Annotated in this window: 12 protein-coding genes and 3 pseudogenes; 8 read left to right on the top strand and 7 right to left on the bottom strand. The window is 69.0% G+C overall.

From position 1 onward, the window contains the following. Window positions 1-412 precede the first annotated feature (412 nt). Window positions 413-1,549, bottom strand: coding sequence for an ABC transporter substrate-binding protein (locus ACZ6BB_RS40190; RefSeq protein ID WP_471620046.1), 1,137 nt, complete (start codon window positions 1,547-1,549; stop codon window positions 413-415). An 87-nt stretch (window positions 1,550-1,636) separates the two neighbouring features. Here ACZ6BB_RS40190 and ACZ6BB_RS40185 point away from each other — a divergent pair, with 87 nt between their 5' ends. From ACZ6BB_RS40185 to ACZ6BB_RS40170, 4 genes are all read left to right on the top strand, one after another. Then, the gene (locus ACZ6BB_RS40185) at window positions 1,637-2,134 is read left to right on the top strand and encodes a MarR family winged helix-turn-helix transcriptional regulator (RefSeq protein WP_471620045.1); all 498 of its coding nucleotides are present in this window, start codon (window positions 1,637-1,639) and stop codon (window positions 2,132-2,134) included. 1,061 nt (window positions 2,135-3,195) lie between these two features. After that, window positions 3,196-3,729 (top strand): SigE family RNA polymerase sigma factor, encoded by a 534-nt coding sequence (locus tag ACZ6BB_RS40180; protein WP_471620044.1) that lies wholly within the window; start codon window positions 3,196-3,198, stop codon window positions 3,727-3,729. Continuing rightward, entirely contained in the window at window positions 3,726-4,514 is a 789-nt protein-coding gene (locus ACZ6BB_RS40175) for a hypothetical protein (RefSeq protein WP_471620043.1), read from the top strand. The genes ACZ6BB_RS40180 and ACZ6BB_RS40175 overlap by 4 nt, the downstream gene beginning before the upstream one ends. 184 nt (window positions 4,515-4,698) lie before the next feature. After that, a complete protein-coding gene (locus tag ACZ6BB_RS40170; protein ID WP_471620066.1) occupies window positions 4,699-7,092 on the top strand; it encodes a non-reducing end alpha-L-arabinofuranosidase family hydrolase in 2,394 nt (797 codons plus the stop codon). Between the two features lie 89 nt (window positions 7,093-7,181). Here ACZ6BB_RS40170 and ACZ6BB_RS40165 read toward each other — a convergent pair whose 3' ends face one another. After that, complete coding sequence (locus ACZ6BB_RS40165; RefSeq protein WP_471620042.1) at window positions 7,182-8,885, bottom strand: RICIN domain-containing protein; 1,704 nt, start codon at window positions 8,883-8,885, stop codon at window positions 7,182-7,184. 1,108 nt (window positions 8,886-9,993) lie between these two features. Between ACZ6BB_RS40165 and ACZ6BB_RS40160 the strand changes: the two genes are divergently transcribed. Continuing rightward, window positions 9,994-11,094 carry an NAD(P)/FAD-dependent oxidoreductase gene (locus tag ACZ6BB_RS40160; RefSeq protein WP_471620041.1) on the top strand — a complete coding sequence of 367 codons (1,101 nt, stop codon included), beginning with the start codon at window positions 9,994-9,996 and terminating at the stop codon, window positions 11,092-11,094. A gap of 114 nt (window positions 11,095-11,208) precedes the next feature. On the opposite strand, the pseudogene ACZ6BB_RS40155 reads toward ACZ6BB_RS40160, so the two are convergent. Continuing rightward, window positions 11,209-11,435, bottom strand: a pseudogene (locus tag ACZ6BB_RS40155) (DJ-1/PfpI family protein); the annotation flags it as partial. 393 nt (window positions 11,436-11,828) lie between these two features. Further along, window positions 11,829-12,191, bottom strand: coding sequence for an STAS domain-containing protein (locus ACZ6BB_RS40150; RefSeq protein ID WP_471620040.1), 363 nt, complete (start codon window positions 12,189-12,191; stop codon window positions 11,829-11,831). Between the two features lie 210 nt (window positions 12,192-12,401). On the opposite strand from ACZ6BB_RS40150, the gene ACZ6BB_RS40145 reads away from it, so the two are divergent. Together ACZ6BB_RS40145 and ACZ6BB_RS40140 are read left to right on the top strand one after the other, a co-directional pair. Continuing rightward, window positions 12,402-12,848, top strand: coding sequence for an ATP-binding protein (locus ACZ6BB_RS40145; protein ID WP_471620039.1), 447 nt, complete (start codon window positions 12,402-12,404; stop codon window positions 12,846-12,848). Between the two features lie 621 nt (window positions 12,849-13,469). After that, window positions 13,470-14,209, top strand: a pseudogene (locus ACZ6BB_RS40140) (dienelactone hydrolase family protein). 94 nt (window positions 14,210-14,303) lie between these two features. On the opposite strand, the gene ACZ6BB_RS40135 reads toward ACZ6BB_RS40140, so the two are convergent. Together ACZ6BB_RS40135 and ACZ6BB_RS40130 are read right to left on the bottom strand one after the other, a co-directional pair. Next, complete coding sequence (locus ACZ6BB_RS40135) at window positions 14,304-14,489, bottom strand: hypothetical protein (RefSeq protein WP_471620038.1); 186 nt, start codon at window positions 14,487-14,489, stop codon at window positions 14,304-14,306. Window positions 14,490-15,759: 1,270 nt separating this feature from the next. After that, a complete protein-coding gene (locus ACZ6BB_RS40130; RefSeq protein WP_471620037.1) occupies window positions 15,760-16,941 on the bottom strand; it encodes an FAD-dependent monooxygenase in 1,182 nt (393 codons plus the stop codon). Between the two features lie 322 nt (window positions 16,942-17,263). Between ACZ6BB_RS40130 and ACZ6BB_RS40125 the strand changes: the two genes are divergently transcribed. Beyond that, on the top strand, window positions 17,264-17,440 hold the full coding sequence (locus tag ACZ6BB_RS40125; protein WP_471620036.1) for a hypothetical protein: 177 nt from the start codon (window positions 17,264-17,266) through the stop codon (window positions 17,438-17,440). An 83-nt stretch (window positions 17,441-17,523) separates the two neighbouring features. Here the strand turns inward: ACZ6BB_RS40125 and ACZ6BB_RS40120 are convergent. Next, a pseudogene (locus tag ACZ6BB_RS40120) lies at window positions 17,524-18,419 on the bottom strand (hemolysin family protein); the annotation flags it as partial. Between the last annotated feature and the right edge of the window lie 117 nt (window positions 18,420-18,536).

Genomic DNA, 18,536 nt, shown 5'->3' with positions numbered 1-18,536 from the left:
ACCGCCGCTTCGTAAGAGGCGGCGGTTGGCTTTGCAAGTGAGTTCTGGCAGCGTTTGTCGATCAGGATCGGCAGCACCCGCTGTATCGGGGTGACTGTGTTCGCGAGTTTTTGACAGCGGTCTTCCTCTTGCGGTGGCAGCGTGGATGCGCCAACCGCATTCAGGGGGCGACGATGGCGTCGGACTCCTCGGGATCCCGAACACATCGATCAGGTGCGCAAGCCGCCACGCGATCGTAGTCACAGGCTCGCGATCGTGCGGCGGCTCGGCATAGTCCATGGTGAACTCACCGGTCCCGAGCGAGATCGGCGCCGACCTGCTACCCCGGCGGCTGAAGAGTCCACTCTACGTGGGCCCGCCACGGCGATGAACGCCAGCCCTGTGGTCGGCGCCCACCCGGAACCAGGTCCGGTCAGAACTTGCCGGGAGTCAATCCGAGGGTGTTGGTCGGGTCGGCCGGGTTCGGACCGACGACCTGGCCGACGTAGAGCTGCACCTGCGAGCGGAACCGCTCCACCGCTTCCCTGTCGCCCATGAACGCCTCAAACCCGGCCACATCGGTCTGGTGATACGTGGCCAGCGGCCGCAGCCCGGCTGGTGGGGCGACGTCCTTGCGCACCGACCAGGTCCACGGAGCGATCAGCTGTTGCTGGGCCGTCCGCGACGTCAGCCAGCTCAGGAACAGCTTCGCGGCGGCCTTGTGCGGAGCGTTCTTGAAGATCGCACCGTGCTGCACCCAGGTGTTGAACGGGTCGTTCGCCGGGAAGATCATGGTCGCGTTCGGCGTCGGATCGCCCGCCGTGCCGAGCGTCGCCAGGTAGTCTCCGGCCGCCACGGGCCCGGCCGAAAACGGCGTGCCGCGCACGAAGACGGGGTTCTGTGCGACCAGGGAACGAAGCCAGGACCAACCGTACTTGTCGACGGTCAGCTTGAAGTCGTAAAGGACGGCGTCGTCATCGTTCGGGTACGTGAAGATCAGCTTCTTCTTGAACTCCGGCTTCAGTAGATCGGCCGCGGTGAACGCCGACGGATCCGACCCGGCCACCTTGGTGTTCACCATGTCGGCGAAAGCGCCGTAGAACACGCCGGTCCAGTAGCCCTGCGAGTCCTTGGCGTTGTCGAAGACCTCGTCGGAGCCGATGGGCCGGTACTTCAGCAACTGGCCGGCGCTCTTCCAGCGGTCGAAGTCCTGCACGGTCTGCAGCACGGCCACGTCAGCCACTTGGTCGTGGGTGGCGATCTGGTTGTCGATCCGAGCGTCGTGGATCTTGCTCAGATCGGTGACCAGATGGATCTTGACGCCGGGGAACTGCGCGGCGAACGCCTTGGCGATGAAATCCCACTGTCCCGGCTTGTCGCCGCCCATGTAGACGGTCACTTCGCCGCCATCGGCCTCAGCCTGGCGGTAGAGCGCCTGCAACTTTGCCTGCTCGCCCGACGCGCCGGCCGTTGCCTTCGTGCTCGCCTCGGCGACGCCGTAGCTCGTGCCTGCCGCCACCGCCACGACGGCCGCCGCCAGCGCGGTCCCGGCCTTCCTGGTGAACCTCATGACACCTCCCAAGAGTTTGAGCTCTCAAACATCCGGTTCGACGATAGTCCGATTTGTTTGAGAGTACAAACCTTCGGATATGCTGATGTGGTGAACGACACCCCCTGGCTCTCCGAGGAGGAGATGCGCGCCTGGCTGGCATACATCGACCTGTCAACGCTGCTGGGCGACTACCTGGAGCGGCAGCTGCAACGGGCCGCCGGCCTGTCACACGCGACGTACAACCTGCTCAGCCGGTTGTCCGTGGCCCCCGACCGGTCGCTGCGGATGAGCGACCTCGCCGAGCACCTGAAGGTCACCCGCAGCCGGCTCTCGCACGCACTATCGGCGCTGGAAAAACGCGGCTGGGCGAGACGCACCGACGACCCGACGGACCAGCGCGGCCAACTCGCCGTGCTCACCGACGAAGGCCTCGCCGTCCTCGCCGCCGCAGCCCCCGGTCACATCGCGGCGGCGCGCCGGGCGATGTTCGACCACCTCACGCCTGACCAGGTCCGCCAGTTCGCAGAGATCGGCGAGGCCGTCATCAAGGGTCTCACCCACGAGGACGACTATCAGGCTGAGCTCCCTTGGCGGCGCAGATAGCGCGCACCGGTCTGCCGACTGGGAGAAGGCGATCCTGGAGCGCTCACATGCCGCTGCCGTCCGACGTCGGCGCTGCGCCGGCCGACTGGCTGCGCCACGGTTGTCGCCCTTCGACCTGCCGAGAGGTGTTCACGCATGGAGCCGGTCGACACAGCGCTCGATGATGTCGCGCCGGCGCCGACGGGAGGTCTCCCGATCTAATCCTGCTGGTCTGCCACCGCGCTGGCCGCGCGCCGGCCGGAACTGCCTCGCCAGAGCCAGAGCCAGAGCCAGGGTCAGGGCCCGGGCGGCGGGCCTTCTGGATGCGCATGCCCCGGGGTTCCAGGCCGTGGCACCTCGCGTCATCAACGACAAGCCGCGATTCGCGACCACTTCGTCAACAGGCTCGACAAGACGGACAAACCCTCCGGCGACCAGCCTCTAGTCGATGGCGTTCCGCCAGGTGACACGGTGCGGGACGCGATGACTCTCTCGACCACCTCCGTCGCCCCAGCGCGTCGCGCGCGAGCGACGGGCTGCTCGCTGTAATACAGGGGGCTTGACGGACACAGCACTGAAATAGGCAAGAGGTGCCCGGAGTTCGATGTCGGTAGGTGGGGTTGACGGCTGAGTGGGGCGATCGTACTGCGGTGGGGTGTCGAGCTTCGGGGGCGAGGATGACCGAGCGACGTCCGTGTCCGCCGGCGTCGAGGCCGTCGGAGGAGTACGCGGCGGCAACCTTCTCGTCCTCTGCGGCAACTAGGGGCCGGAAGGCCGACTCGAACTACCGGATGGACGGGCATGAGGGCAACGAAGCACGCCGCGCCGCAACCGTGGCGCAGGCGCGGAATGGTCACGGGTAATCCCTTGGCGCTGCTCGTCGCCGCCGTGCAGCCGGACGTCGCGCAGCCGACCGGCGTCCGGTTCGCCCGGCCTTGACCAGCCCGCCGACCGGCCTGCACCGCCCCGCAACCATGCACGACCGTCGTTCGCATCCCGGGCTGGGCACTGTTAGGCTGCGCTCCCCGTTGTTGAACGTGCAACTAATGCGTACATCATGGCAAGGAGAGGGCGACCGGGGGATGGTCCTCGATGACGCGTCCGCGGAGTTCCACGAATTCTTCGAACGCCACTATGCCGAGCTCGCCCGTCTGGCACACCTGCTGACCGGCGAGACCGATGCGGCGGACGACCTCGCGGCGGATGCCCTGGTCGCCCTGTGGCAGCGCTGGGACCGGTTGCGGCAGGCCGACCACCCGCTCGCCTACGCCCGCGGTGTGGTGGCCAACCTGGCGCGGGGGCGCATCCGCAGCACGGTGCGGGAGCGACGCCGGATCACACTGTTCTGGTCCCGCAGCCCCGAGAAGGTGGAGGGGCCGGACATGGCGGCCGTGCTGGACGTCCGCGCGGCGCTCGCCCGGCTGCCCTTCCGCAAGCGCGCCTGCGTGGTGCTGCGGCACGCCCTCGACCTGTCGGAGAAGGACACGGCGGCAGCGCTGGGCATATCGGTCGGAACGGTGAAGAGCCAGACCTCGAAGGGAATGGCCGAGCTGGAAAAGCTACTGGGCGCACACGCGGCCGGGGACCTGGTGTCAGGGAGGAGGAGGAACCGGTGAACGAGGACATCGACCGTCGGCTGCGCGAGGCCGCCGAGGCCCACCGGCCCGACCGCGCGCGGATGCTGGCCCGGGTGGAACGCGGCATGGCCGGCCCCGCCGTCCGTCACCGCGCGCGACCGTTCGCCCGGTCCGGGACCAGGGTCGCCCTCGCCGGGCTCGCCGCCGGCGGCATCCTGACGACCGGCGGCCTCGCCGTCGGCGCGATCGTCGCGACCCCGTCGCCGTCGCCCACCGTGACCACGCCTGCCGCCCCGTCCCCGACCGTCAGCTCCCCGCACCCGACATCGGCCCGCCCCACCCCTGTCGCGCCGCCCCGGACCACCACCCCGGGCAGCTCGCGCCCGACTCCGTCGGCCACCAGTCCCTCGCCGACCGCCGGCGAGAACCAGGAGGGGCCGCTGTGGTCGGCCGGCTCGCTGAATTCGAAGAGCACTGTCTACTGGACACAGAGCGACCTCGTCCTCAAGACAACGCAGCCGCTCACCTCGCTCACGGTCGAGATCCGGATCGTACAAACCGGCGGAGCGAAGAGCACCGGCACCTGGCAGACCCTGCCGAGTGATGACTTCACCGTCACCGTCCAGGAGGCCGGCGGCGCGCTGGTCTACCGCTGGGTCCTCAAGCCGGGCCTGACCGTGCCGGCCGGGACCCATGAGTTCGCCGTCCAGTTCAACAACGGCGGCGCAGGCGAGCGCAGTGCCGCGGGCGACGGCTACCGCGTCGACGCACAGGGTTCAGGCGGCTCCGCGTCGGTCCGGGGAGGGTTCGTCCCGACGCGGTGAACGCGGCTGTGCGGCAGGGCGCCGACGGCGGCCGTGAGAATGGCTTCCCTTGATCGCGGCAACCTTTGGTGAGCGTGGCGGCAACTGGTGGGTACCGGGGCCGGTTCAGGGCCCGCTGTGCCAGAAGGACATACCGTTGTCAGATCAGAACCGTTCTCATCGTCGCCGTCCGGCGACCCGCCGCGTGCTCGCCGCCGCCGTGGTCCTCGCCGCCGCGGGCGCCGCCGTACCACTGGTCGCCCTGGCCGCACGCACGCCGGAGGCCGCCACACCGGCCACGGCCGCCGACGCGGCGGCCGGCAGCGGCCGCTACTTCGGCACGGCAGTGCCCGCGAGCAGGCTCCGCGACTCGGCCTACACCAGCATTCTCGACCGGGAATTCAAGATGATCACCCCGGAGAACGAGATGAAGTGGGACGCCATCGAGCCCTCCCGCGGGTCGTTCAACTTCGCCGCCGCCGACTCGATCGTCAGCCACGCCACCGCGCACGGCCAGCGCCTGCGCGGCCACACCCTGGTGTGGCACTCCCAACTGCCGGGCTGGGTCAAGTCGATCACCGACGCCGGCACCCTGCGCACGGTGATGAAGAACCACATCACCACCGAGATGCACCACTTCAAGGGCAAGATCTACGCCTGGGACGTGGTCAACGAGGCCTTCGCCGACGGCGGCAGCGGCCGGCACCGCAGCTCCGCGTTCCAGGACATCCTGGGCGACGGCTTCATCGAGGAGGCCTTCCGCACCGCCCGGACCGCCGACCCCTCCGCCAAGCTCTGCTACAACGACTACAACATCGAGAACTGGTCCGACGCCAAGACCCAGGGCGTCTACAAGATGGTCAAGGACTTCAAGTCCCGCGGTGTGCCCATCGACTGCGTCGGCCTCCAGAGCCACTTCGGCGCGAGCGGCCCGCCGGCCAGCTTCCAGACCACCCTGTCCAACTTCGCCGCGCTCGGCGTGGACGTGCAGATCACCGAGCTCGACATCGCCCAGGCGTCCGCCACCGCGTACACCAACGCCGTCAAGGCGTGCATGAATGTCGCTCGCTGCACGGGCATCACGGTGTGGGGTATCCGCGACAGCGACTCCTGGCGCACCGGTGAGAACGCGCTGCTGTTCGACAACAGCGGCAACAAGAAGCCTGCCTACGACGCGGTGCGCACCGCCCTGGGCGGCAGCAGCGGCAGCAGCGGCAGCACGCAGGCCGGGGGCATCACCTCCGGCACCGTCTACACGCTCTCCAACGCGGCCGCCGGACGCGTTCTCGACGTGCCCGCGGGACAGAAAGCCAACGGCACCCCGCTCCAGGTGTGGGACGCCAGCGGCGCCTCCAACCAGCAGTGGCGGGCGAGCCGGAACAGCGACGACTCCTACACCCTGACCAACATCGCCAGCGGCCGGGTACTGGACGAGCCGTTGAACCGGACGGCCAACGGGACGAAGTTGACGGTCTGGGACGCCAACGGCGGCGCCCACCAGCACTGGAAGGCCCACCGCCACAGCGACGGCACCTACACGCTGACCAACGTCGCAAGCGGCCGGGCACTGGAGATCCCCGGCGGCCGGACCGCCAACGGCACTGCCGTCCAGATCTGGGACTCCAAGGGCGGCGCCAACCAGCGCTGGAACTTCCAGCCGGCCGCGGCGCCGAAGAGCGACACCTGTGCTCTTCCGTCGACGTACCGGTGGACCTCGACGGGCCCGCTGGCGCAGCCGGCGAACGGGTCGGTCGCGCTGAAGGACTTCACCACCGTGACGTACAACGGCAAGCACCTGGTCTACGCGACCACTTCCACCGGATCGGCGTGGGGCGCGATGACCTTCCGTCCGTTCACGAACTGGTCGGACATGGCGACGGCCACCCAGACCAAGATCAGCGGGTCCGCGGTGGCGCCCAAACTGTTCTACTTCGCGCCCAAGAAGATCTGGGTGCTGGTCTCGAACGGGTGGGGTACCCCCTGGCCCTTCAGCTACCGCACGTCCAGCGACCCCACCGACCCCAATGGCTGGTCCGCGCCGAAGGAGCTGTTCACCGGCAGCCTCCCCGCCGGCTCGGAAGGCACCCCGATCGACCCGACCGTGATCGCCGACGACAAGAACATGTACCTGTTCTTCGCCGATGACAATGGCAAGATCTACAAGTCGACCATGCCGCTCGGGAACTTCCCGGGCAGCTTCGGCTCCTCGTACACCACGGTCATGAGTGACACGAAGGCGAAGCTGTTCGAGGCGCCGGAGGTCTACAAGGTCCAGGGCAAGAACCAGTACCTCATGATCGTCGAGGCGATGGGTGCGAACGGGCGCTACTTCCGCTCGTTCACGGCCTCCAGCCTGAACGGCCCGTGGGCCGAGCAGGCCGGCAGCGAGTCCAGCCCCTTCGCGGGCAAGGCCAACAGCGGTGCCACCTGGACCAACGACATCAGCCACGGTGACCTGGTCCGCAACAACCCCGACCAGACCATGACCATCGACCCCTGCAACCTGCAGTTCCTCTACCAGGGCAGGAACCCCTCATCGGACGGCACCGATTACGTGAAGCTGCCGTACCGGCCGGGTGTCCTTACCCTGAAGCGCTGACCCACAGCCCGACGAAGACGACGAAAGGCGCCCCCATCGAAGAGATGGGGGCGCCTTTCGGTATCTTCACCTACTCGAGTGCTGCAGTGCTACTTAAGCGCTGTACCACCCGAGTTGTGATAGGCGATCGTCTTGTTGATCACGTTTCCGCCGTCGGACTCGACCGTGGTCTGTTCCTGCTGCCCCGGACCGAAGAACAGGCCGGCGACATGGGCGTTCGCCACCTGGTCCATGTGTCCGAAGAACCAGTCCACCTTGTCGTCCTTGTAGTGGTTGAGGGTGTTGTTCTGAGCCTTGTTGCCCACGGGGATCTGCCACAGGACCACCGGCTTGCCCACGGACTCGGCCATCGTCTTGTAGAACTTCAGCGTGTCAGCGGCCGTCTGGTCGGTCCAGAAGGTGTCACGGCCGCCGTGGGCCGGCTGTGCGTACCAGCCCGCGTCGCGGTCCGACACGTCGGAGACCAGGAAGTCGGCGTTCTGCGCCCCGAGGCTCGCGTAGTCCTTGACGCATCCCTGGGTGTTGTTCTGCCAGTCCCAGCAGGTGAGGTGGAGCCCCGCGGCGGTGTTCGGCGCGTACTTGTGGGCCATCGAGATCAGGCAGCGGGAGAGTCCGGCAGCGCTGTTCTCCTGTGATCCGCAATCCTTCGGATTCGCGGCCGAGACCTGCGCGGCAACCTTGTGCGGATCGCCGAGCGACCGGACGTAGCCCCAGAAGTCGGGCTCGAGGTCGATCGCGTCGTGCGACGTGCCGATCTTCTGGAGGAAGAAACGGTAGTCGTTCAGGTACCGGGTGAGCAGGTCGACCCGGTTGATGGCCTTGACCTCACCCGGACCGTCGCCCTCGCCCGCCGCATCGCCGAGGTCGCGCAACGAGTACCAGGTCCACAGCATCTTCTGCGGACGCGAGCTGCCCTTGTACGTCGCCTGGGACGCCACCTCGTCCCGCCAGGTCACGTACGTGCCGGGCGCCGTGGTGCTGCCGTTCCAGCAGCCCCACCAGTTCGACCATCCGTCCTTGCACTTCGCTGCCGTGTAGTAGTCCGACGAGGGCGCGGGCTGGCTGTGCACATAGGCGTAGCGCGCGTCGAACGGCGCGGCGTTCGCCGAGGCGTCGGTCATCGAGCCGCCGATGATCACTTTGTCACTGCCCAGGAAACTCTTCGCCGAGCTGCCGCCACCGCTCGTGGGCGACGGAGACGCGGACGAAGGCGAGGACGACGGGCGCGGGGCGCTCGGAGTCGGGCTCGCGGGAGCGCTGCTGCTCGGCGTGGTGGGCGTACCGCCGCCGCTGACGTTCCCGACCGCGACGAGCTTCCACTGCTGATCGGCGCCGCTCCGGTCGCGGTTCTGGACAACGTTGCCCCCGTTGGCCTTGACGGCCTTGTGGACACCGACAGCCATGCCGCTGAAGCGGTTGACCAGACGCAGGTAGCCGTTCGACGACTTGGCCAGTTTGAACTGCTGGTTGGTGGCGTTCAGGTCTTTCCACTGCACGATGGCGGAGCCGGCGGTTTTCGACCAGCCGAGGTCGTCCAGCACCTTGCCGGAGGTCCGGTTCTTCAGCCGGTAGTAGCCGTCACCCGCGTCGATGAACCGCCACTGCTGGTTGGCCCCGCCGTGGCGCGTCCACTGCACCACCGCGGCGCCGTCGTTCTTGGCAGAGCCGCGGTCGTCCAGCACCTTGCCGCTGTTGCGGTTGACCAGCACGTACCACTTCTTCAGATCCGGGGTCTTCTTCTGATCCGCCGAAGCCTGGCTGACCACGACGGCCGAGCCGGCCACGATCACCATGGCGAGACCTCCCCAGAGGCCCCGACGCGCGAGCAACCGACGACCACGATGCTTCGGACGACCATCGCGCGCACCGCCGTCGGCACGGTGTCCGCCGCCGCGGGACGCCACCGATGACGTGGGCGGACCGGGGACATGTCTGCGCTCTCGTTCCAGGGACATGCCTGTGCTCTCTTTCAACTGTTGCATGTGACCGGACCACTTGGCCGGACACCACTGAGTGGTCAGAGAGGCCGAAAAAGGTTGCCGCGAAGATCCACAGAACTTTTTCTGCGGGCCGGACGGTCACCCTGAAGCTCAACGGCGTGGAGGAAAAGCGGCGCCGTCCCCGCCCGTCCACGAAAGAACAGCGAGCTGCAACGGTTGGTCGTCGGCTCCAGGAGACCGTCAGCTTGTACACCGTGATCGCCCAGGCGATCGGCGTGGTCATCGAGGTGTCGTCGATGCCGTATGTGTCCCAGGCGGGGAGCGGTCCGTGGGCGGCAGGCTCTCGCCGTCGGCCATGAGGCAGTCGGTCAGCGCCGCATGCAGTGCGTCCCGGGCCGTCGGCGTCGCGTGCGGCTTGCGAGGGTAGAGGGCGTACCCTGCCTCCCCCTCGAATGGGACTTCGCGGGCGGCCCCCGAGAACGGCAAGATCCCATGGTGCGCGTTGCCCGACCAGCGCGCCTTTCTCCGTCCGCTCATGCCAGCAGCCTCCCGAGGAGGGCGGTGCGTGCCCGCTGAATGCGGGGCGACGGATCCATGAGTCCTGCCAATGTCCGGCGGGTCGACACCTTGATCGAGCGGAAACTCTGCTGCTGCCCGCCGGTCTGGACAGCCACGGAATCGCCAGCCCGGCCAGTCCTGCTCGGATACCTCCCGGGCTTCGGCCAGGGCGTTCGCCCCCGCGACTCTCCGCCGGCCGGTCAGGGCCGCCATCCGAGGTGGCCGGTTGACATATTTCAAACCGGTGTGAGGCTGGAGAAGAGGCGGTTCCGCCGCCGTATCGCGTAGAGCCTGGCAGTGCCGCCCATCGGTTCCAGTCACCCACCAGTACGCGGCGGCGACAGATGAACCTAACCCCGGCTCCGTAGGGGACAGCTTCGGGGACGCGAAGTGAGGCGATCGAATGGACCGGGTTCCCGAGGTGGCCGTGGTAGGAGCCGGCATCGTCGGACTCTGCACCGCCTATGCACTGGCCGAGCGCGGAACGACGGCGCGGGTCTACGAAAGCGGCGTTCCAGGCAAGGGGCAATCCGGTGGCGAGTCCCGCATATTCCGTCACGCGCACGACGACGCCCGCCTGGTTGAATTCACCCGGCAGGGCCGCGCCGTCTGGGACGAGTGGGCCGACCGGTTGGGTGCCGAACTGATCTCCCCGGATGGAGTGGTCGCCCTGGGCGGTCCCGTTCCTGGGAGACTTCGCATTCTGCAGGATGCCGGCGGCATACCCGTCCGGACCGTGGACAGCGCCGAGCTTCAGGCCAGCATGCCGCTGCTCGCGGACTACCGCGGTCCCGCGATGCTCGATGAGGCCGGCGGTGCCATCCGCACCCGTGTCGCGGTCGAGTGCCTGGCCGATGCGCTGGGTGAGTCAGTGGTCACCGACGAGGTCCTCTCGCTGCATCCCACGGGCCGCGGCACGGTGGAGGTGCTCAGCGCCGTCGGCCGCGAAGAGTACGCAAGCGTCGTGGTATGCGCGGGCTTGGGTACCGCGCGGCTGGCGCGCAACGTGGGGCTTTCGCTCCCCATACGGTCGGCAGCCCACGTCCGCCTCACCTTCCAGGTCAGGGGAGCGCCCCCTGAACGGGTCGCCTGTCTGCAGGACAGCAGCGGCGACTTCGGGGAGGTTGGCGTCTACGCAGCCCCCTACCCGGGCAACAGCCGATATGCGGTGGGCCTCAGCCAAACGGTCGAGGTGCGGGAGGACGGCAGCGTCGTGGACCCCGAAGCACTGGCCGCACTCAGCGACCGCGCCCGCGCGTACGTCTCCCGCGCATTGCCCCGCCTCGACCCCGAGCCCGTCGAGCACCTGCACTGCTGGGTGACAAGCCTGCCGTGGAACGAAGACGGCATAGCGGTCTGGGAAGCCGACAGAATCTTTTTCGCCGCCGGGCACAACCTCTTCAAACAGGCGCCTCGCCTGGGACGGGCATTGGCCGGCGCGGCCATGGCCGAAGAACTCGAGGAGAATCTGCGTCCGGCGGCAGCACTCGGCCAGCCCCGGTGAACGCCCCAGCAGTTGGGACCATGTCGCTGGACGCCCTGCAGTACGCCCCCGGCCGCGTCGCCACCGCCTGCAGGTGCCTGGGACGCAGCTCTCGCCGCCGGCCCAGGAGCGCGGCCGGCTCGAGGTGAACCGGCCGTCGATGACGACCTCCTTGTCGGCGACCTCGGCTCCTGCCGTACGTAGATGCGTGCGGGGCTCGGCCACGAGGTGAGTCGGCGTCCGCGCACGACATCGGCCTCCACCGTGGTCCACGGGCCGTGGCAGATCGTGGCCACGGGCTTCCCCGAGTTCACGGAGGCCTTGACGAAGCCGACGGCGTCCTTGTTCATGGTGCCGCCGGGCGCAGGGCCTCGTAGCCGTCGGCGGAGGCGCGCGGGATGTGGGGAGGGCGCGGACTGGTGCAGTCGTGCTTGCCGCCGAGGCGTTCAGGTCTCCCCCCAGAACGAGGACGGGACGTTCCCGGCCGCGGGCGGCGAGCCGGCGTCGCTGCCGAACTTCTGGAGGACCAGCAGCATGTCGCTGACGCCGACGGGTGGAAGAGTTACAAGGCCAACCGCTCTCCCAGCGGCAACCCCAAGCTGCACACGGTGGCTGGGAGGTGATCGCCCGGGCGCTGGGGGAGTCGCTGCCGGAGCCGGTGGGGCGGAAGCTGGACGCGGTCGTGCAGCGGCGCGCACGCCGGCGGAATGCCCCGGACGCGGAAGTCGGGTAGAGCGACGCGGCCGGGGCGTGGGTCAGGGGGCCAGGGCCTGTTCGACGGTGGGATGGCAGCCGATGACCTGGTCGAGGCCGACGAGCTCCAGGACCCGCAGCACCGAGGCGTGGGCGCCGGCGATACGCAGCCATCCCTGAGCGTCACTCAGGCTCTGGTGGGCGGCGATGAGGACGTTGATGCCGCTGGAGTCCATGAAGGTCACGCCGCTGACGTCCACCACGGTCCGCGGCCGTGTCACGCTGCCGTAGGACAGCAGGGCCTCGGTGAGCTTGTTCTTGACCGTGTGGTCGATCTCGCCGCGCAGCGTGACCACCCGAACGTCGTCGACGGCGGTGTGGTCGACCGACAGGCCGGGCCGGGCTGCTCCGTGGGTGTCTGTCACCGTTTCCTCGACTGCGCTCGCTGATGGGGGGCTCGGGCCCCGACACTATGCGCGTGGGCAGCCTGCCCCGATACTACGGTGAACACCTGTTCGGCCCTCTGCGTAATCGAGCTCGAGGGGCATGGGGGCAAGAGTCGGGGTAAGCGCAGGCGGTGAACGGGGGAAAAGGTGGATCTGGAGAAATCAGTCCCCGATGGTGAGGGCAGCGTGATGCCTGGCCCCCCTCCGATACAGGACACTGTCGCCCTGGATGGAGAGGGATCCTGCATCGCCGAGGCGCGTCACCGCGCGGTGGACTTCCTCACCCGCGTCCAGGCCGAGCACGGCCTGCCGGTGTCCGCACGCGCGATGGACCTGACCCAGCTGGTGGTCAGCGAACTCGTCACCAACACCCTCAAGTACGCTCCCGGCCCCGTGCTGATGGAACTGCGCATCGCCGGGGACCTGGTGGAAGTAGTCGTCTGGGACAGCGATCCGATCCTGCCGGTGGCCCGGGCCACTGATGCGGGCAGAGTCGGGCAGCACGGCCTGGAGATCGTCATGGCCGTCGCCCAAGGCTTCGAGGTCCAGCGAGAGCCGGTCGGTAAACGCATCACCGCCCGCATCGCCCTGCCCGACGACCCTGGCGGGGACATCACCGGACACCGCCCCCAGTAGGAGCCGGCGTGCTCCCTTGACCCCGCCGTCTTCCCTGATGTCCGCCGTGAAGCGCCGGGCAACAGGGGGGCGACGTCGGCGGGGGAGAGGTCTGGGCGGGCACGGTGCCGGCGTGCGGGGTGTCGCCACCGGCCGGAGGTGTCGTGGGCGACGTCGACGCCGACTTCCACCACCGGCTCGGGTTCCACCAGCGTGACGTTCAGCGTCTCCCGGCTGCCCCACCTGGCGGATTCTCTGTCAAGTCCTGGTGTTGAGGCGAGGAGATGTTTCACGGTGCAGTGAGGACTGTGCAGCCTCAAGAACTGTGCAGCCTCAAGATCGGTACGGGTGCCGGGCAGCGCGTCGAGCGGGTTCGGGAGAGAGGTGTTGGCCGAGATCATTCTTGCGAACTGCATTGTGGTTTCACGGTGTTGGCGGCGGCTTCGTTGGGTGGGCTATGTTGCAGACATGACCACCGGGACGGCATTGCGCCACACACGGATTGGTGACCCGGTGCTCTTCTGAGCGCCGTACGGGCCGGTGCGGGCCCGCTGTTCGATCGAGGATCGTGCGCTGCCGCGCGGGCTCCGCCTCCGTCGTGTTGATCACAGGTTCGACACATCAACCACGACAGGAGAATTCATGCCCACCAAGTCGCTGCAGATTCCCACTCCGGACGGCCGGGCCGACGCTTTTGCCGCCTTCCCCGTCCACGGCGAGCAGCACCCAGGGGTGCTGATGTACGCGGACGGCTTCGGCATCCGGCCCGTGCTGCGAGAAATGGCCCGCGAACTGGCCGGGCACGGGTACTACGTGCTCGTCCCCAACGTCTTCTACCGGCACGGCACGGCACGGCACCGGTGATTGAACTTCCCGAGCACATCGGAGAAGAGGCCCGGCCCGCAGTCTTCGCTCAGCTGATGCCACTCATCGAGGCGCACACCGCCGACCGTGTCCTGCGAGATGCTGACGCATACCTCAGGTTCCTCACTGCTCAGCCCCAGGTCAGCGCCGGACCGGTCGCGGTGACCGGCTATTGCATCGGTGGCCTCCTGGCGACGCGCACCGCCTCGGCCCACCCCGGCCAGGTGGCCGCCGTCGCCGCATTCCACGGTCCGGTGGGAGTCGACGGCACCGACAGCTTTTCCCAGCTCTCCGCCGAGGTCCACTTTGGCCATGCCGAGAGCGACTTGACGCCCGAGGCTCTCGGCGAGCTCAACAAGGCCCTGGATGCGGCGGGTGTCGGCTACACCTCCGAGATCTATCCCGGCACCGTTCATGGCTTCACCATGTCTGACACCGATGCCTTCAACGCCGCCGCACTGCAGCGCCACTGGGACCGCCTGCTGCCCCTTCTCGGGCGCACCCTGACCAGGAGCTGAGGCGCTCCGGCGCAGAACCAAGCCTCCGAAGTACCCGGCTCCGGAGCCGTGAGGGTGTTTCGAAGCTGGTGTGAGGGCGGGCAGCTGCTCGCCCTCACCGTGGGGGCCATCGGTTGATGGCGGCGATGTGCGCTGCCCGAACCTCAGGAGAGTCGGTGTGCACATCGCGGCAGTGGAACGACCGGACGTAGTGGAGCACGACCAGGTCGCGCAGCACGTCCACGTGAAGCGGGTCGGCGAACGGAGTACCGGCGCGCACCGCGGTGAACGCCGCACGCACGCGCCTCTCCACGTCGTTCCACAGTGCTTCAACGGACGGGGAGTCGACGGCCACGACCCGGCCTTCGTGAACGCGCGACCGGCCTGGGGGAGCAGGCGTGGACCGATGGTGGAGGCGAGGGCCGTGGTCGGCCGCTGGGACAGCGAGACGCGTCCGCCGGGCCGCCGCACGGCGAGCGCCTTCGGATGCCGGGAATGCCAGTGAAGCCGACCACGGTGGCACCGACCGTCTCCGCGTGCCTCAGCTTCAACCACACGCGGCCTGCCTTGCAGGCACCCCGCAGTGGCTTCGCCATGATTCCCCCGACACCCGTTCCTTCGAGTGCCTCGTACCAGAGCAGCGCCTCGGCCGGGTCGGTGGTCGACCACACCGGTGATTGTGCAGGGCGCCGTCGAGCCGGGTACGGGCGCGCAGGATCTCCAACGGGTTGCTGGCGGCCGTACAGAGCTGGGCGACGACGCGTCGCCCAGCCGCCGAGGATGGTTTCTCTGACCCACTGCTACGCGCAGCCGCTCACCCGCATCGTCCGGCTCACCGTGGACGACGCCGACCGGGTATTCGTGCGGCTCGGTGAACCGACCTCCCCGGTCCCGGCGCTCTCCTGCTCGACTACATCGCCAACCGCCCCAACATGCGCACCGCGACGAACCCTGGCTTCCGCTGGCTGTTCCCCGGCCGCCGTGTCGGTCAGTCGATGCACCCCGAAGCGCTCTCGGCCCTCGTCGACGATCTCGGCATCCCCACCGTCGCCGGTCGAGGCGCCGCGATCCGCCAGCATGTCTTGGATATGCCCGCGCACCCGTCGTGGCCGACGCCCTCGGCTACCACCACGTCACCACCACGAAGCTGGCGACCCCAGGCCAGCGGCACCTGGAGCCGATCTGCACCCGGCGACCACGCAAGGTCACCAACAGGCCGGCCAGGGCCGAGAACTGGCGACAGTCGATCACGCGAGATCACCACTGGATCCCTTCCGCGGCTGCGGGCATGCCCCCTGGGCGTGGCCTCGGCCTCGTACGCGAAGGCCGTTGCCGCGCCTGCGGGGATGACTCGGGGATGTTGCCGACCACCGCGCTGAAGCAGCTTGGCGGTGAAGGTCCCGCCGGGTCGTCAAAGTCGCCCGGTAGGGCACGTGTTGTCCGGTGCATGCATCGCAAGGCGGAGGTCCGCTCGTACCTGGACGCGGTTGGGCGGTCCGACAACGAAGCGAGCAGCGGTGCTGGGCCGCGCGGCCCAGCGGGACTTTGACGACAGAGACTCGCGGTCCCTGCTACCCGGGGAGGCGGAAGCCGTTGAAGAGGTCGTCCATGGCGCGCAGGGCCAGGCGGGCAGGGGTGGCACGGACAGCGAGGTCGCGGGCCGCCACTACGAGCGGGTTACGCAGGGCGCCCAGGCGGCCGACCCGGCGGGCGCGCACGCGCACGGCGTCGGTACGCCCGTGGCGGGCGGCGGTGTACGCGGCGAGGGAGGCGGGGACGGAGTCTGTGCTGTCTCCGCCGTCTCCGGCGGGAAGCAGGTGCGCGAGGAGCACCGCGTCCTCGATGGCCTGGCAGCCGCCCTGGCCGAGGTTGGGGGCCATGGCGTGGGCGGCGTCGCCCAGCCAGGCGATGCGGCCGTGGTGCAGGGTGGGGAGCGGGGCGGCCAGGTCGTAGAGGTCGTTCTGGAGGACGTCGGCCGGGTCGAGGCGGCCGACGCGGTCCAGCAGGGCCGGTATCGGGTCGTGCCACGAGCCGAAGCGGCGCCGGAGTTCGGCGCGGGGGTCGGCCGACCGGGTGCCGGGCGGGAGGACCGCGGTGGCGTAGAGGTAAAAACGGCCGTCGGAGAGCGGGGTGACGCCGAACCGCTCGCCTCGCCCCCAGGTCTCGCTCATGGCCGGTATCCGGAGGTCCGGGGCGTCCACGATGGTCCGCCAGGCGGTCTCGCCGATGTAGTGCAGGCCGGGGTGGGCGGGGAAATACGCGCGGCGCAGCGGGCTGTGGATGCCGTCGGCGGCGACGACCAAATCGGCGGGCAGGTTCGGGCCGACTGCCGTACGGACGGTCGGGCGGCCCCCGGCGTCGTCGACGGCGGTCACGGCGGTGCCGTAGCGGAGGGCCTCCGGCGGCAGGGAGGCGGCCAGGGCGGCGGTGAAGGCCGGGCGCGGGACGGCGATCGGGGGCATGCCGTAGCGGGCTGCGATGTCGGCGGTGTCGGTCCGTGTGAGCCACTGGCCGTCGGAGCGGCGTACGCCCATCGTCGTGGGTACGGCGCTGCCGGCGGCGCGGGCGGCGTCGACTCCGATGGTGTCGAGTGCGCGCAGGGCGTTGGGGGCGAGGCCGATGCCGGCGCCGGTGGCCGGGGGTTCGGGGGCGCGTTCGCAGACGGTGACGTGCCAGCCGCGGCGGTGCAGTGCTACGGCGGCGGTGAGGCCGCCGATTCCGGCCCCGGCCACCACCGCGTGACGTTTCGGCATGGAACACCACTTCCGTTCGGTTCGAGCACCCTCTACAGCCGCAGAGCCCTGCCTCTGAATCGTAGAGTCAGGGCATGTCAGTACGGGCTGCGCGTTACACGCCGGGATCACGGTAGCCCCACCCGTAGGCGACCATGACGGAGCTGCCCCGCTCGGCGCCAGGCCGAGCGTGGCGTGGACAAACCGCAGGTGTGACGGAGGCCGTCGCGCGATCCTTCTGGGCGAACCGGACATGACGCAGACGCGCGCTCTCCTCGGCGACGTCGCGCAGAGCAGTGACCGCCGCTACCGTGTTGAACGGGCTTACGATCCGGGGGAAGTCATGAGCAGCGACAGTGACAAGCGGGACGACCACGACCAACACCACAAGCGTCGTACGGAAACGCTCTGGCGCATCGGCATCGCGGTCGCCCTCATAGCCTGGTTGTTCTTCCTCATCTGCATCGCTGACGACCCCGGCCCGGTGTGCGGCACGGGCCAGGACAAAGGCCCCTGCTAGAGCCTGTCTCCTCGACCACGCGCCGGTCTGAAACCTACTCAAGCACGGTTGCCGTACTAGTCGGCGCCGGCGGCACAGGCGGCGACAAGATTCGACCTTTCCGCGCGCAGCCGGGCGAGGAGGGTGTCGACGGGCAGGCTGTCGGGCACCAGCAGCGGCGGCGTGATCAGGTCGGTGACCTGCGTGGCCGGCCGCTTGTCCTCGTCCAGGCTGTCGCGGTAGACGGGGAAGCGGGACAGGCCGGTGGCGTGGGTGAGGTTGACCGTGTCCGCCGCGCTGGCGTGGGCTTCGAGGGCCTTGACGTCCACCCTGGGGGTCATGACGTTCTCGGCCGTCAGCTCTCCGAGGTGCAGGGTGCGCACGAACAGCTCGGCGGAGTCCTCCTCCAGGGCGCCCTGGGCGGCGGAGTGCCGGGCCCGGGCCACCAGCTCCTCCGGGCTGCGGGCGTGAGCGAGTTCCTCGGCCGGCTCCAGGCCGAAGCGGCGCACGAACCGGTTCGCGGTGCTGTTCAAGTGCTCGATGAAGGGTCCGAAGGCTGCGGTGAGGCCACGCTGCGGGGTCGCGCGACGACCTTGGCCACGGCCAGCGGCCGGGAGATCGCCCAGTTCTTCGGTACCAGCTCTCCGACCACCATCAGCACCACCGTGGACACGGCAAACGCCCAGGACGGTGGCGATCGTGGAGGCCGCAGCGCCCAGGCCGATCGCGGTCAGCGGGCCGCGCAGCAGACCGGCCAGGGACGGCTCGGCCAGCATGCCGATCACCAGCGAAGTCACGGTGATGCCCAGCTGGGCGCCCGAGAGCTGGAAGGTCAGCCGCCTGACGGCCTTCAGGGCGCTGTCGGCGCCACGCTCTCCAGCCTCGGCGGCACGTCGAGGTCAGCACGCTCGACCGTGGTCAGGGAGAACTCGGCCGCGACGAACACCACACATGCGAGCGTCAGCCCCAGGGCGAGCAGGAGCAGCAGCAACTCGGTCACCGTGCCACCCCCACTCGCAGCTCGTCGGGCGGGGTATGGCACGGCTCGTACTGGGAGGTTCACCCATTGCGGGTCTGCTGCTCCTTCATCACTCACCCGCCCCCGTGCGCGGGGGCG

This window comes from Streptomyces sp. NPDC041108 (assembly GCF_055592645.1).
This window is presented reverse-complemented; position numbering and strand designations above follow the sequence as displayed.